The 13,548-nt window shown below is 74.2% G+C and carries 13 protein-coding genes; 4 read left to right on the top strand and 9 right to left on the bottom strand.

Annotation, left to right across the window (positions count from 1 at the left end; all coding sequences use genetic code 11):
- Window positions 1-114: 114 nt before the first annotated feature.
- From AOK00_RS07540 to AOK00_RS07520, 5 genes are read right to left on the bottom strand one after another with little or no spacing between them, the layout of a single operon-like run.
- The gene (locus tag AOK00_RS07540; RefSeq protein WP_055599529.1) at window positions 115-921 is read right to left on the bottom strand and encodes a type III pantothenate kinase; all 807 of its coding nucleotides are present in this window, start codon (window positions 919-921) and stop codon (window positions 115-117) included.
- Entirely contained in the window at window positions 921-1,943 is a 1,023-nt protein-coding gene (gene nadC, locus AOK00_RS07535; protein WP_030324190.1) for a carboxylating nicotinate-nucleotide diphosphorylase, read from the bottom strand. The genes AOK00_RS07540 and nadC overlap by 1 nt, the downstream gene beginning before the upstream one ends.
- Window positions 1,944-3,638: an L-aspartate oxidase gene (locus tag AOK00_RS07530; protein WP_055599528.1), complete on the bottom strand. Its 1,695-nt coding sequence runs from the start codon at window positions 3,636-3,638 to the stop codon at window positions 1,944-1,946.
- Window positions 3,635-4,717, bottom strand: a complete 1,083-nt coding sequence (panC, locus tag AOK00_RS07525; protein WP_107097329.1) for a pantoate--beta-alanine ligase — start codon at window positions 4,715-4,717, stop codon at window positions 3,635-3,637. Before panC ends, AOK00_RS07530 begins: the two co-directional genes overlap by 4 nt.
- Window positions 4,714-5,688 carry a Rossmann-like and DUF2520 domain-containing protein gene (locus tag AOK00_RS07520; RefSeq protein WP_055599527.1) on the bottom strand — a complete coding sequence of 325 codons (975 nt, stop codon included), beginning with the start codon at window positions 5,686-5,688 and terminating at the stop codon, window positions 4,714-4,716. The genes panC and AOK00_RS07520 overlap by 4 nt, the downstream gene beginning before the upstream one ends.
- A 126-nt stretch (window positions 5,689-5,814) precedes the next feature.
- Between AOK00_RS07520 and AOK00_RS07515 the strand changes: the two genes are divergently transcribed.
- Window positions 5,815-6,972: a threonine aldolase family protein gene (locus tag AOK00_RS07515; RefSeq protein ID WP_055599526.1), complete on the top strand. Its 1,158-nt coding sequence runs from the start codon at window positions 5,815-5,817 to the stop codon at window positions 6,970-6,972.
- A 27-nt stretch (window positions 6,973-6,999) separates the two neighbouring features.
- Here the strand turns inward: AOK00_RS07515 and AOK00_RS07510 are convergent, their stop codons facing one another.
- Window positions 7,000-7,206, bottom strand: coding sequence for a hypothetical protein (locus AOK00_RS07510; RefSeq protein WP_055599525.1), 207 nt, complete (start codon window positions 7,204-7,206; stop codon window positions 7,000-7,002).
- A gap of 214 nt (window positions 7,207-7,420) precedes the next feature.
- Between AOK00_RS07510 and AOK00_RS07505 the strand changes: the two genes are divergently transcribed.
- Window positions 7,421-8,503, top strand: coding sequence for a DUF5937 family protein (locus tag AOK00_RS07505; RefSeq protein ID WP_173861519.1), 1,083 nt, complete (start codon window positions 7,421-7,423; stop codon window positions 8,501-8,503).
- A 38-nt stretch (window positions 8,504-8,541) separates the two neighbouring features.
- On the opposite strand, the gene AOK00_RS07500 is transcribed toward AOK00_RS07505, so the two are convergent.
- From AOK00_RS07500 to AOK00_RS07490, 3 genes are read right to left on the bottom strand one after another with little or no spacing between them, the layout of a single operon-like run.
- Window positions 8,542-9,153 carry an AAA family ATPase gene (locus AOK00_RS07500; RefSeq protein ID WP_055599523.1) on the bottom strand — a complete coding sequence of 204 codons (612 nt, stop codon included), beginning with the start codon at window positions 9,151-9,153 and terminating at the stop codon, window positions 8,542-8,544.
- A gap of 17 nt (window positions 9,154-9,170) precedes the next feature.
- The gene (locus AOK00_RS07495; protein ID WP_055599522.1) at window positions 9,171-9,848 is read right to left on the bottom strand and encodes a response regulator transcription factor; all 678 of its coding nucleotides are present in this window, start codon (window positions 9,846-9,848) and stop codon (window positions 9,171-9,173) included.
- A gap of 18 nt (window positions 9,849-9,866) precedes the next feature.
- The gene (locus tag AOK00_RS07490; RefSeq protein ID WP_055599521.1) at window positions 9,867-11,075 is read right to left on the bottom strand and encodes a sensor histidine kinase; all 1,209 of its coding nucleotides are present in this window, start codon (window positions 11,073-11,075) and stop codon (window positions 9,867-9,869) included.
- A 97-nt stretch (window positions 11,076-11,172) separates the two neighbouring features.
- Between AOK00_RS07490 and AOK00_RS07485 the strand changes: the two genes are divergently transcribed.
- Complete coding sequence (locus AOK00_RS07485) at window positions 11,173-12,330, top strand: SAM-dependent methyltransferase (RefSeq protein ID WP_055599520.1); 1,158 nt, start codon at window positions 11,173-11,175, stop codon at window positions 12,328-12,330.
- 4 nt (window positions 12,331-12,334) lie between these two features.
- Window positions 12,335-13,477, top strand: coding sequence for an NADH-quinone oxidoreductase subunit D (locus tag AOK00_RS07480; protein WP_055599519.1), 1,143 nt, complete (start codon window positions 12,335-12,337; stop codon window positions 13,475-13,477).
- The last annotated feature ends 71 nt before the right edge of the window (window positions 13,478-13,548 follow it).

Raw genomic sequence — 13,548 nt, 5'->3', positions numbered from 1 at the left:
GCGGGGGCGCGGGCCGGGCGACGCGGTGCGGGGCCGGCGGGCCGGCGACCGGGGTGCCGGCCGGGCGCGCGGAGCAGGGCCGGAGACCGGAGGCCGCGAAGCCGCCCCCGGGTCTCACATGCGGGAGACGTTCCGCTCGTACACCAGGCGCAGGCCGATCAGGGTCAGCCAGGGCTCGTGCTCGTCGATCTCCTTGGAGTCGGCGAGGACCATCGGCGCCAGGCCGCCGGTCGCGATCACGGTCACGTCCGACGGGTCGCCGGCGGGGCCGACGAGCTCCCGCTTCATACGGGCGACGACGCCGTCGACCTGGCCCGCGTAGCCGTAGACGATGCCGGACTGCATCGCCTCGACCGTGTTCTTGCCGATGACGCTGCGCGGCCGGGCCAGCTCGATCTTGCGCAGCATGGCGCCCTTGACCCCGAGCGCCTCGACCGAGATCTCGATGCCCGGCGCGATCGCCCCGCCCGCGTACTCCCCGCGCGTGGTGATCGCGTCGTACGTCGTCGCGGTACCGAAGTCGACGACGATCGCCGGACCGCCGTAGAGCTCGACCGCGGCGACCGCGTTGATCACGCGGTCCGCGCCGACCTCCTTGGGGTTGTCCGTGAGGACCGGGACGCCCGTCTTGACGCCGGGCTCCACCAGGACCGCCGGAACGTCCCCGTAGTACCGCCGCGTGACCTCGCGCAGCTCGTGCAGCACCGAGGGGACCGTCGCGCAGATGGCGATCCCCTCGATGCCGTCGCTCAGCTCGACGCCGAGCAGCGGGTGCATGCCCATGAGGCCCTGGAGCAGGACCGCCATCTCGTCGGCGGTGCGGCTCGGATCGGTGGAGATCCGCCAGTGCTCGACGATCTCGTCACCGTCGAAGAGACCGAGGACCGTGTGCGTGTTGCCGACGTCGATGGTGAGCAGCATCAGGCCCGCACCTCACGCAGGTCCAGGCCGATGTCGAGGATCGGGGAGGAGTGGGTGAGGCCGCCGACCGCCAGGTAGTCCACGCCCGTCGCGGCGTACGCGGCCGCGTTCTCCAGGGTCAGCCGGCCCGAGGACTCCAGGGCGGCGCGGCCCGCGACGAGGGCGACGGCCTCCTCGGTCTCCCCCGGGGTGAAGTTGTCGAGCAGGATCAGGTCGGCGCCCGCGTCCAGGACCTCGCGGACCTGGTGCATCGTGTCGACCTCGACCTCGATGGGCAGCTCGGGGAACAGCTCGCGCACGGCCTTGAAGGCCTCGGCCACGCCGCCGGCCGCCACCACGTGGTTGTCCTTCACCAGGGCCGCGTCGGAGAGCGACATGCGGTGGTTGACGCCACCGCCGCAGCGGACCGCGTACTTCTCCAGGGCGCGCAGCCCCGGCGTCGTCTTGCGGGTGTCGCGGACCTTGGCCTTCGTGCCCTCAAGGACGTCCGCCCACGCGCGCGTGGCGGTGGCGATGCCGGAGAGGCGGCACAGGATGTTGAGTGCGCTGCGCTCCCCGGTGAGCAGGTCGCGGGTGCGGGCGGTGACGCTGAGGAGCACCTGCCCGGCCTCGACGCGCTCACCGTCCTCGACGTGCCGCTCGACCTCGAACTCGTCGTCGCAGACGATCGAGAGCACGGCCTCGGCCACGCGCAGACCGGCCACGACACCGGCCTCGCGGGCGGTGAAGTCGGCGGTGGCGACGGCGTCCTCGGGGACGGTCGCGACGGTCGTCACGTCGACGCCGCCGTCGAGGTCCTCGGCGATCGCGAGGTGGGCGATGTCCTCGACCTGGACGGGGTCGAGACCGGCGTCCGCCAGGAGTTCGGCGAGCGCGGGGTCGAGCCCGCACTCGAACTCCTCGCCGCCGCCGCAGCCACAGCCGTCGCCGCAGCCACCGGCCTCTTCGTCGGAGGAGACCGAGTTGATCTGGATGAGAGGGACGTCCACGGGCTTCGGACGGGCTTCCTCGGGCGTGGTCACTTACGGCTCCCTGGGGGCTTCGGAGGTGGGGGGAAAGTCATGCGTGCCGGTCGTACGGACGTCGAGGGTCCGCTCCGGGGTGAGGCGTACGACGAGATGCCGGCGCCAGTCCGTGTCGTCGCGGTCCGCGTGGTCCTCGCGCCAGTGGCAGCCGCGGGTCTCCTCGCGGCGGCGGGCGGCGGCGACCAGGACCCGGGAGACGCAGAGCAGGTTCGTGGTCTCCCAGGAGTCCACGCCCGGCTCGCCCGCCTTGGTGTCGTCGGTGCCGCCCGCGAGGGCGTCGCTGTGCAGCGCGTCGAGGGCCTCGGCGGCCTCCCGCAGGCTGGCCTCGGAGCGCAGCACGCCGGCGCCGGCCGTCATGATCCGCTGGATACGGGTCCGGGCGCCGGCCACGGGCAGCGGCAGGGTCACCGGGGCCGCGTGCGGCACCGGGGTGCCCGCCACGCGCGGGGCGGCGGCGATGACGTCGTCGGCGATCCGCTCGGCGAAGACCAGACCTTCGAGGAGCGAGTTCGAGGCGAGCCGGTTGGCGCCGTGGACGCCCGTGCAGGCCACCTCACCGCACGCGTACAGGCCCGGGACGGTCGTCCGGCCCCGCAGGTCGGTGCGGACGCCGCCGGAGGCGTAGTGGGCGGCCGGAGCCACCGGAATGGGCTCCGTGACCGGGTCGATGCCGTGCGAGCGGCAGGCCGCGAGGATCGTGGGGAAGCGCTCCTCCCACATCTCGGCGCCGAAGTGGCGGGCGTCGAGGTACATGTTCTCGGTGCCGTGCTCCTGCATGCGGCGCGTGATCGCCTTGGCGACGATGTCCCGGGGCGCCAGCTCGGCCAGCTCGTGCTGCCCGATCATGAAGCGGACCCCGTCGGCGTCGACCAGGTGGGCGCCCTCGCCCCGTACCGCCTCGGAGACCAGCGGCTGCTGGCCCTCGGAGCCGGCGCCGAGGAAGAGCACCGTGGGGTGGAACTGGACGAACTCCAGGTCGGAGACCTCGGCGCCGGCGCGGAGCGCGAGCGCGACGCCGTCGCCGGTGGAGACCGCCGGGTTGGTGGTGGCGGAGAAGACCTGGCCCATGCCGCCGGTGGCGAGGACCACCGCGGGCGCGTGGACGGCGCCGACGCCGTCGTGCTGGCCCTCGCCCATCACGTGCAGGGTCACGCCCGCCGTACGGCCCTCGGCGTCCGTCAGGAGGTCGAGGACGAGGGCGTGCTCGATGGTGCGCACGCCCCGGTCCCGTATCGCCTCGACCAGCGCGCGGGAGATCTCGGCGCCGGTCGCGTCCCCGCCCGCGTGCGCGATGCGGCGGCGGTGGTGGCCGCCCTCGCGGGTCAGCGCGATCTCGCCGTCGGCGGTCTTGTCGAAGTCGGCGCCGGTCGCGATCAGCCGGCGGACGGCGTCGGGGCCCTCGGTGACGAGGACGTGGACGGCCCGCTCGTCGCAGAGCCCGGCACCGGCGACCAGGGTGTCGTCGAGGTGCTGCTCGGGAGTGTCGCCCTCGCCGAGGGCGGCGGCGATGCCGCCCTGGGCCCAGCGCGTGGAGCCGTCGTCGAGCCGGGCCTTGGTGACGACGACCGCACGGAGCCCTGCGGCGGTGCAGCGCAGGGCGGCGGTGAGGCCCGCGACGCCGGAGCCGACCACGACGACGTCGGCGTCGATGGCCCAGCCGGGCGCGGGGGCGTGCAGCCGTATTCCGGTCACTGGGTGGCTCCGAACATGGTGGACATGGTGGCTCCCAGAAGGAGGGGGATGTTGTCGATCAGCCGTGTGGAGCCCACGCGCGCGGCCACGGCGAGGATCGCCTCCCCGTCGTGGTCGTCGGCGACCTCGGTGAAGTCGGCCGGGTCGACGAGGGCCAGGTAGTCGAGGACCAGCGGCGGCTCGGCCCTCGACGCGTCGTCGAGCACCGTACGGGCCGCGGCCCGTACGGCCTCGGCGCCGCAGCCCTCGGCCGCCTGCGCGACCGCGTGGGCGTCGGCGGCGGCCCGTGCCTCGCCGAGTCTGGAGAGGGCCTCGGCGCGGTCCTGGGTGCCGGGCAGGGCCGCGGCACGCGCGCGCAGCGCCTCCTGGGCGGCGAGCCGGTCACGGGCGGCGAACAGCGCGCCGGACAGCGCGAGGGCGGTACGGCGCTCGTCGGCCGACAGGTAGCGGTTGCGGCTGGAGAGGGCGAGGCCGTCCGTCTCGCGGACCGTCGGCACGCCGACGATCTCGACCGGGAAGTTCAGGTCGCGGGCCATCCGGCGGATCAGGGCCAGCTGCTGGGCGTCCTTCTGGCCGAAGAAGGCCAGGTCGGGGGCGGTGAGGTGGAGCAGCTTGGCGACGACGGTCAGCATCCCGTCGAAGTGCCCGGGCCGGGAGGCGCCTTCGAGGAGCTCACCCATGGGGCCCGCGGTGATCCGGACCTGGGGCTCTCCGCCCGGGTAGACCTCGTCGACGGAGGGCGCGAAGACGGCGCTCGCGCCCGCGTCGAAGGCCACCTCCAGGTCGGCGTCGAGGGTGCGGGGGTAGCGGTCGAGGTCCTCGCCGGCGCCGAACTGGAGCGGGTTGACGAAGACGGTGACGACGACGAAGCCCTTGGCGCCGACGCGTTCGCGCGCGGCCCTGACCAGGGAGGCGTGGCCTTCGTGGAGGGCGCCCATGGTCATGACCACGGCGTTCCGGCCGGGGGCCCCGAAGTGGGCCGCGGCGTCGTGGAGGTCCTCGACCGTGCGGAGGAGTTCGGCCGGCTGGTGGCGGACGGGCCGGCCGCTCGCGGCGCGGTCACGGGCGAACAGGCTCATCGGTCGTCTCCTTGCGGACCGTCGGCCGCTCCGGCGGCTCCGGTGGTGCCGGTCGCGCCCGTCGAGGGGTCGGCGAGCACGCCCAGCAGGTCCTCGGCCAGCTCGGGCTTGAGCAGGCCGTGCGCGAGAGCGCGGTCGGCGGTCGTGCGGGCCATCGCCAGATAGCCGGCGACCGTCCCGGGCGCGTGCTTGCGCAGCTCGGCGACGTGGGCGGCGACCGTGCCGGCGTCACCGCGCGCGACCGGGCCGGTGAGGGCCGCGTCGCCGGACCGCAGCGCGTTGTCCAGGGCGGCGCCGAGGAGCGGGCCCAGCATCCGGTCCGGGGCGGCGACCCCGGCCTTGTGCAGCAGCTCCATCGACTGGGCCACCAGGGTGACCAGGTGGTTCGCGCCGAGCGCCAGGGCCGCGTGGTAGAGCGGGCGGGCGTCCTCGGCGATCCACTCGGGCTCGCCGCCCATCTCGATCACCAGGGCCTCGGCCGCCAGCCGCAGCTCCTCCGGCGCGGTGACCCCGAAGGAGCAGCCGGCCAGGCGCTGGACGTCGACAGGGGTGCCGGTGAAGGTCATCGCGGGGTGCAGGGCGAGCGGCAGGGCGCCCGCGCGCCGGACGGGGTCCAGGACCCGGGCCCCGTACCGCCCGGAGGTGTGCACGATCAGCTGTCCCGGCCGTACGGCTCCGGTGTCGGCGAGGCCCTCGACCAGACCGGGCAGGGCGTCGTCCGGCACGGTCAGCAGGACCAGGTCGGCGAGGGCGAGGACGCGCGCGGGCTCCACGACGGGGACGTCGGGCAGGAGCTCCGCGGCACGGCGCCGGGAGGCGTCGGAGACCGCCGAGACGGCGACGGGGCGGTGTCCGGCGAGCCGGAGGGCGGCGGCCAGGGCGGGGCCCACGCGGCCGGCGCCGACGACTCCGACGGTGAGCCGGGCGGGTCGGTCCTCGGCTCGGGGCTCTGGCGCTGATGATGCGTTCACGGTGGGGACGGCCTTCCGTTCCAGTCCTCGGCGGGTACCGGACGATTTCTGGTCATGCTACGCCAGCGTTTCGCGGTGGCTCCGTGGCTGTCCACAGGGTGTGGGCGCTGGTGTGATGATCGCTGCATGAATCCTGTTGACCCTGTGGACGAGGAAGCCGCCCGGCTCTACCGGGCGAAGGTCTGGGGCGGCGCCGACCGCACGCTGTGGCGTACCCAGGCGGACGGCACGGTGGGCACGCGACTGCGTGAACTCGCCGACTGGGCCGAGTCCTCCGGCCACGGCGACAGGCCGCTCGACACCTACGGGGACGGGCTCGTCGAGGAGCTGGAGCGGCGCGTCGCCGAGGAGCTCGGCCTCCCCGCCGCCGTCTTCTTCCCCACCGGCACGATGGCGCAGCAGGTCGCCCTGCGCTGCTGGGCCGGGCGGACCGGCAGCCCCGTCGTCGCCCTCCACCCGCTCGCCCACCCCGAGGTCCACGAGGGCGGCGCGTTCGCGGCCGTCTCCGGGCTCCGCACCGTCCACCCCACCGACGCGCCGCGGCTGCCGACGGCCGAGGAGGTGCGGGACCATCCGGAACCCTTCGGAACGCTGATGCTGGAGCTGCCGCTGCGGGACGCGGGCTTCGTGCTGCCGTCCTGGGAGGAGCTGACCGCGGTGGTGGAGGCGGCCCGCGAGCGCGACGCCGTGGTCCATTTCGACGGGGCGCGGCTCTGGGAGTGCCCGACGCATTTCGGCCGTACGCTCGCGGAGATCGCGGAGCTGGCCGACAGCGTCTACGTCTCGTTCTACAAGTCGCTGGGCGGGCATTCCGGCGCCGTGCTCGCCGGGCCCGAGGACGTCATGGCCGAGGCGAGGGTGTGGCGGCACCGGTACGGGGGCCAGGTCTTCCAGCAGTACCCGGCGGCCCTCTCCGCGCTCCGGGGCCTGGACGAGCAGCTGCCCCGGCTGCCCTCGTACGTGGCCCACGCGCGCGTGGTGGCCGACGCGGTCCGGGAGGCGCTCGCGGAGGCGGGCACCGGGTGGTTCCGGATCCACCCCGGGACCCCGCACACCCACCAGTTCCAGGTCTGGCTGCCGTACGACGCCGACGAGCTGACGGCGGCGTCCCTCGCCCAGACCGAGGCCACCGGCACGGTCCTCTTCCGCCGCTGGTTCACCCCGGGCGCGGGCGGCCCGCCCGGGGTCGCCGTGACGGAGCTGACGGTGGCGGGACCGGGCCTTGAGTGGACTGCTGAGGACGTGAGGGCGGCGGTACGGGAGTTCTTGTCCCGGCTGGGGTAGCGCGCCGGCTCGCGTCCGTCCCGGCGGTCAGGAGGCGCGGGAGCGCAGCCGGCGGCGCAGGGCGGCCCGCAGAGCGCCCCGCGCCGGGCGTCCCGCCAGGACCCGCTCGAAGCGGCGCCGGTCGCGGACCGACCTCAGGACGGCGAGGTCGTGGGTGCCGGGCGCCGGCGGCGTCGGCTCACCGAGGCGGGCGGCGCGGTACGTGTCGAAGAGGTACTGATGCAGCGCGTTCATGTCCTCACCGTGCGCCGCACCCCGGAGCCCCGGCCCGCCGGTTGACCAGGGCCGTCAACTGGCGCCGGGTGCCGTCCGGGGCGTCGATTGACGCGCCGGGTGCCGTCCGGGGCGTCGATTGACGCGCCGGGTGCCGTCCGGGGCGTCGATTGACGGCCCGCGTCAAACGACGCGACAGCGCCGCCGCCCGACCCCGCACCATAGGGGGGTGAGCGTGACCATCGACATCACCGGACTGCCGCACGAGCGGATCGCCTTCTCCCCCTCGCCGCTGGCGGAGCTGGGCGCCGCCCTGCACGCTCTCTCCGAGCCCGCGCACCACGCCAGGCTCCACGCCTGGACCGCCACGACCGCCGCCGCACTCGAGCCCGAGCTCGCCGACCGGCTGCACGAGGCCGACTTCATGTGGCGGTCCACCCGCTCCGACATCCTGCTGCCGGCCCGGCCCCGCTCGACCCTCGCCGAGGAGCTGGACGACCTCGACCGCATGGACGACGAGAAGTACGTGGGATCGGCTCTGGAGATCTCCTGCGCCAGCCGTTACGCGGACGGCGCCCCCTCGCCGCTCGTCGACGAGCGGATGCGGCGCCGCGTGCACGAACTGGCCGCCGCGCGCGGACCTCGCCAGGCCGCGTTCGTGGAGCGGATGCTCGCCGACCCGCCCGGTACGCGCGCGTGGATCCGGCGGCTCATGGAGGACTGCGACGAGGCCTTCTTCGCCGACACCTGGCACCGTGTCCGGGTCCAGCTCGCCGCCGACGCCCGCCACAAGACGGAGCTGATGCGCCGCAAGGGTCTGGCCGAGGCCGTCGCGGACGCCTCCGCCGCGATGGTTCTGGAGGAGGACGCGGCGGGCTCCCGCATCGTCGTCGACAAGCTGGGTCACGCCCGTACCAGCGCCGAGGGCTCCGGCGTGACGTTTCTGCCGACGGCCTTCGGCTGGCCGCACCTCATCGCCCTGCATGCCCCGGGCTGGCAGCCGGTCATCCAGTACCCCGTCCCCACCCGGGACCTCGGCGGCGGCGTCCCGGTCGGCACGGTCACCCTGCGGCTGGAGGCGGTCGCCCACCCGATGCGGATGCGGCTGAGCCGCAGCCTCGCCCGGGGGGCGTACTCGACGAGCGAGCTGGCCGACACCTACGGCCTCAGCGCCCCCGAGGTCTCCCGTCACCTCGCGGTCATGAAGAAGGCCGGTCTGATCACCACCCAGCGGCGCGGCCGTTACGTGCTGCACCAGCTGGACGTCGCCGTCGTCGCCCGCCTCGGCAGCGACTTCCTGGAGAGCGTGCTCCGCTAGGAAGCGGCCGGCCCGGGCGTCAGCGGCTCTGCCGGGCCTCAGTCGAAGCGGAGGTGGGAGAGACCCACCCGGATCCGCCGCAGCCGGTGCCGCAGCGGCCCGTCCGTGTTCGGCTCGGGCCGCAGTCCGACCAGCTCCGCGACCCGGTCGGCCACCTCCGGGACCGTCAGCCGGTCCGTACGGAGGTGGTGGGCGAACTCGGGGGCCGTCAGGCGCTGAAGGCACTCGTCCAGCTTGGCCACGGCGAAGCTCTCCCGCTTCAGCCCCCGCCCGAGGCCCCGCTCCACCAGCCGCCGCAGGACCGTCTCCCGCTCGGCGAGCAGCGCGACGTGGCAGACCCGGTCCGCGCCGTGGTCCGCGCGCAGCCGGCCGACGATCTCGGCGAAGTACGCCGGGTCGGTGAGCGTCATCGGCACGATCACGGGCCCGTCCCCGTACTCCCTCAGGGCCAGGTCGAGGACCTCGCGCACGCCCTGCCGCCAGGCCCGCAGGTCCTGGAAGTCGCCTCTGAGCGCGGGCGGCAGCGTCCGGTGCAGCCCGAAGCCGATGTGCTCCGGGTCGCACACCACGCTGCCCGGCAGCCGGCGCCGGAGCTCGTACGCGGTCTGCGTCTTGCCCCCGCCGAAGGGGCCGTTGACCCACAGCAGCATCGAGGCGCCCTCCCCGCTCAGCCCGCCGCCCCGCCGCCCGCCCGGACCAGGCCCGTCTCGTACGCGAGGACGACGACCTGGACGCGGTCGCGCAGGCCCAGCTTGGTCAGGATGCGGCCCACATGGGTCTTCACCGTCGCCTCGGAGAGGACGAGCCGGGCGGCGATCTCGCCGTTCGACAGGCCCTGCGCGACCAGCATCATCACCTCGCGCTCCCGGTCGGTGAGCCGTCCCAGCTCCTTGCGCTCGGGCTCCCGGCCCGAGGACGGCAGCATCGGCGAGAAGCGGTCGAGGAGCCGGCGGGTGGTCGAGGGCGCCACCACCGCGTCACCGCTGTGCACCGAGCGGATCGCGCCGAGCAGCTCCGCCGGCGGCACGTCCTTCAGCATGAAGCCGCTCGCACCCGCCTTCAGCCCCGAGAAGGCGTACTCGTCGAGGTCGAAGGTGGTCAGGATCAGCACCTTCGGCGCGTCCGGCTGGGAGCAGATCCGCCGGGTCGCCTCCACCCCGTCGAGCTTGGGCATGCGCACATCCATCAGCACGACGTCGACCGCCGTCGAGCGCAGCACCTCCAGCGCCTCGACCCCGTCGCCCGCCTCCGCCACGACCTCCATGTCCGGCTGGGCGGCGAGCACCATGCGGAAACCGGTGCGCAGCAGCACCTGGTCGTCGACAAGCATCACGCGGATGGACATCAGATTCCTTCGGGGTCGTCAGTGAGCGGGCTTGAGAGGGAGCAGGGCGCTGATCCGGAAGCCTCCACCGGGACGCGGGCCCGCGTCCAGCGTGCCGCCGACCATGCCGACCCGCTCCCGCATGCCGATCAGTCCGTGGCCCCGGCCGTCGGCGCCCCCGTCCTCGTACATCTCCTGCGGGGCTCCCCGGCCGTCGTCCTCGACGAGCAGTCCGAGGCCGTCGTCGAAGTACACCAGCCGGACGCTGGCCCCGACGTCGGGACCGCCGTGCTTGCGCGTGTTGGTCAGGGCCTCCTGCACGATCCGGTACGCGGTGAGCTCCACGCCGCTGGGCAGCGGGCGCGGGCTCCCCTCGATCGCGAAGTCCACCGTCAGACCGGCTCCCCGCACCTGCTCGACCAGGTCCTCGATCTGCTTCACGTCGGGCTGCGGCACGTATTCCCCGGCCTCCTGGTGCTCACCGGTCCGCAGGATGCCGAGCAGTCTGCGCATCTCGGCGAGCGCCTGCCGGCCGGTGGTGGAGATGGTGTCCAGGGCCTGCTTGGCGGTCTCCGGGGAGGAGTCCATGACGTACGCCGCGCCGTCTGCCTGCACCACCATCACCGACACGTTGTGCGCGACGACGTCGTGCAGCTCGCGGGCGATCCGCGCCCGCTCGGCGGCGACCGCGACCTTGGCCTGGGCCTCGCGCTCCTGCTCCAGGCGGGAGGCCCGCTCCTCCAGCTGCGCGAAGTAGGCGCGGCGGGTGCGGAGCGAGTCGCCGAGGACCCAGGCGAGCGCGAACGGCACGGTCATGATGACCGTGAAGAAGACCTGGGCGGCGCCCGACTGCGGGCCGTCCACCGGCCATCTCACCTGCGAGAGCGTCGCGGCGGAGAGTCCGCCGGCCAGCGCGAGCCGGGACGCCCAGCGGGGTCCGTCGTGCGCGGCGACGGTGTAGATGATCACGAGCATGGCGAAGTCGGCCATGAAGGGCGTCAGGCCGAAGGCGAGCTGCGCCAGCCCGAGGACGACCGAGAGAACCAGCATCTTCTCCGGGGCGCGCCGCCTCAGGGCCACGACCAGGGAGAAGAGCACGGCGACGACGGCGTACCCGACGGGGTGGCCCTCCACCGAGTCCGTGCCCGCCGACACCACCCACAGCATGGAGAACCCCAGGAGGACGACCGCCCAGAAGGTGTCGACGCCCGTGGGGTGTCTGCGGATGAAGTCGTAAAGGCGCTGCACGTCACCCAGAGTAGGGAAGAGAGATAGGTGCAGGGATCAACCGTGGGGTCGATCCTTGGCGCGGGGCCCGTACTCCCCGAGGTGGAGACTGGGGCGCGTGACGGATGAGACGTGTCAGTGGCAGGGGTGGCGGCAGGCCACGGAACGGGCGCTTTACGGCCCCGGGGGCTTCTATCTGCGGCCCGAGGGGCCGGCGGGGCACTTCCGCACCTCGGTGCACGCCTCCCCGCTCTTCGCGGCGGCGGTGGCCCGGCTGCTCGCCGAGGTCGCGGAGGAGCTGGGAACGTCCGAGATCGACCTCGTCGACGTGGGCGCGGGGCGGGGGGAGCTGCTCACGGGAGTGCTCACCGCGATCGGGAGCGGCGCCGGCTCCCCGGGAGCGCTCACGAGCGGCACCGCGGGCGGCGCCATGGGCGGCATCACGGGCGGCGTCCCGGGTGGCCTGACGGTCCGGGCGTACGCCGTCGAGCGCGCGGACCGGCCCGCCGGGCTCGATCCCCGGATCGAGTGGACCGACCGGCTGCCCCGGGGCGTGCGGGGGCTGGTCTTCGCGAACGAGTGGCTCGACAACGTGCCGGTGGACGTCGCCGAGGCGGACGCGGAGGGCACGGCCCGGTACGTGGAGGTCCGCGCGGACGGCACGGAGCGTCTCGGCGGTCCCGTCTCCGGCGCGGACGCGGAGTGGCTGGCCCGCTGGTGGCCGCTGCGGGAGCCGGGCGCGCGGGCCGAGATCGGCCGGCCGCGCGACGAGGCCTGGGCGTCGGCGGTGGCCTCGCTGTCGGCGGGCCGCGCGGTGGCCGTGGACTACGCGCACGTGCGGGACGCCCGACCGCCCTTCGGCTCGCTGACCGGCTTCCGGGCGGGCCGTGAGGTCCCGCCGGTCCCGGACGGCAGCTGCGACCTGACGGCGCATGTGGCGCTGGACGCGTGCGCGGCGGCGGTCGACGACGGCGGCGGAGGCGGAGGCGGTAGGAGCGACGGCGATGGCGGAGACGGTATCGGCGGCGGCGGCGGGGACGGGGCTCGTGTGGCCGAGCTGGTCACGCAGCGGGAGGCGCTGGGGCGGCTCGGGGTGTCCGGCGGCCGGCCGCCGCTCTCGCTCGCCTCGACCGATCCCGTCGCGTACGTCCGTGCCCTCTCCTCCGCCGGGGAGGCCGCCGAGCTCACCGCCCGCGGTGGTCTCGGCGACTTCCTCTGGCTGACCCGGCGGGTCCCGGGCGGGGCTACGAGGCCCCCGGGGCAGGGGGGATACTGACCGCATGACGGAGACGACGGTCGGCATCGGCGGCGCGGCGGAGAGCACCGACATGGTGCTGAACATCGGGCCGCAGCATCCCTCGACCCACGGTGTGCTCCGGCTCCGGCTCGTGCTCGACGGCGAGGTCGTGCGGAAGGCCGAGCCGGTGATCGGTTACATGCACCGCGGTGCCGAGAAGCTCTTCGAGGCGCGGGACTACCGGCAGATCATCATGCTGGCCAACCGTCACGACTGGCTCTCCGCGTTCTCGAACGAACTCGGCGTGGTCATGGCCGTCGAGCGGATGCTGGGCATGGAGGTCCCGGAGCGCGCGGTGTGGACCCGCACGCTCCTCGCCGAGCTGAACCGGGTCCTCAACCATTTGATGTTCCTCGGCTCGTACCCCCTCGAACTGGGCGGCATCACCCCTGTCTTCCACGCCTTCCGGGAGCGGGAGGAGCTCCAGGCCGTGATGGAGGAGGTCTCCGGCGGCCGGATGCACTACATGTTCAACCGGGTCGGGGGCCTCAAGGAGGACCTGCCCGCCGGCTGGCTGGGCCGGGCCCGCCAGGCGGTCGCCGACGTCCGCTCGCGGATGGACGTGTACGACCGGCTCGTCCTCGGCAACGAGATCTTCCGGGGCCGTACGCGGGGGGTCGGCGTGCTGTCCCCGGCGGCTGTCCACGCGTACGGGGTGTCGGGGCCCATCGCCCGCGCCTCGGGCGTCGACTTCGACCTGCGCCGCGACGAGCCGTACCTGGCCTACGGGGAGCTCCAGGACACCCTGCGGGTCGCGGTGCGCGAGGAGGGCGACTGCCTGGCCCGGTTCGAGTGCCTGCTGGAGCAGACGCACAACTCCCTGGACCTCGCGGACGCGTGCCTGGACCGGATGGCGGAGCTGCCGCCGGGGCCGATCAACCAGCGGCTGCCGAAGGTGCTGAAGGCGCCGGAGGGCCACACGTACGCGTGGACCGAGAATCCGCTCGGTGTGAACGGCTACTACCTGGTGTCCAAGGGCGAGAAGACCCCGTACCGGCTGAAGCTGCGCTCGGCGTCGTTCAACAACATCCAGGCGCTGGTGGAACTGCTGCCGGGGACGCTGGTCGCGGACATGGTGGCGATCCTGGGGTCGCTGTTCTTCGTCGTCGGCGACATCGACAAGTAGCGAGGACCTGGCCGCGCCCTGACCCCGGGGCCGAAGCGGTCTCTCTGGCCCCCGGGGCTGTCTCCCCGACC

The sequence above is a fragment of the Streptomyces aureus genome (assembly GCF_001418135.1).
GTDB classification, from domain to species: Bacteria; Actinomycetota; Actinomycetes; order Streptomycetales; family Streptomycetaceae; genus Streptomyces; species Streptomyces aureus_A.
The sequence above is the reverse complement of the archived record's forward strand: the minus strand, read 5'-3'. Positions and strand labels throughout refer to the sequence as shown.

Excerpts from the sequence above, each read along its gene's own strand:
- AOK00_RS07540 (WP_055599529.1), bottom strand. The coding sequence starts at position 921 with ATGCTGCTCACCATCGACGTCGGCAACACGCACACGGTCCTCGGTCTC.
- AOK00_RS07495 (WP_055599522.1), bottom strand. The coding sequence starts at position 9,848 with ATGTCCATCCGCGTGATGCTTGTCGACGACCAGGTGCTGCTGCGCACC.
- AOK00_RS07500 (WP_055599523.1), bottom strand. The coding sequence starts at position 9,153 with ATGCTGCTGTGGGTCAACGGCCCCTTCGGCGGGGGCAAGACGCAGACC.
- AOK00_RS07480 (WP_055599519.1), top strand. The coding sequence starts at position 12,335 with ATGACGGAGACGACGGTCGGCATCGGCGGCGCGGCGGAGAGCACCGAC.
- panC (WP_107097329.1), bottom strand. The coding sequence starts at position 4,717 with ATGAGCCTGTTCGCCCGTGACCGCGCCGCGAGCGGCCGGCCCGTCCGC.
- AOK00_RS07510 (WP_055599525.1), bottom strand. The coding sequence starts at position 7,206 with ATGAACGCGCTGCATCAGTACCTCTTCGACACGTACCGCGCCGCCCGC.
- AOK00_RS07515 (WP_055599526.1), top strand. The coding sequence starts at position 5,815 with ATGAATCCTGTTGACCCTGTGGACGAGGAAGCCGCCCGGCTCTACCGG.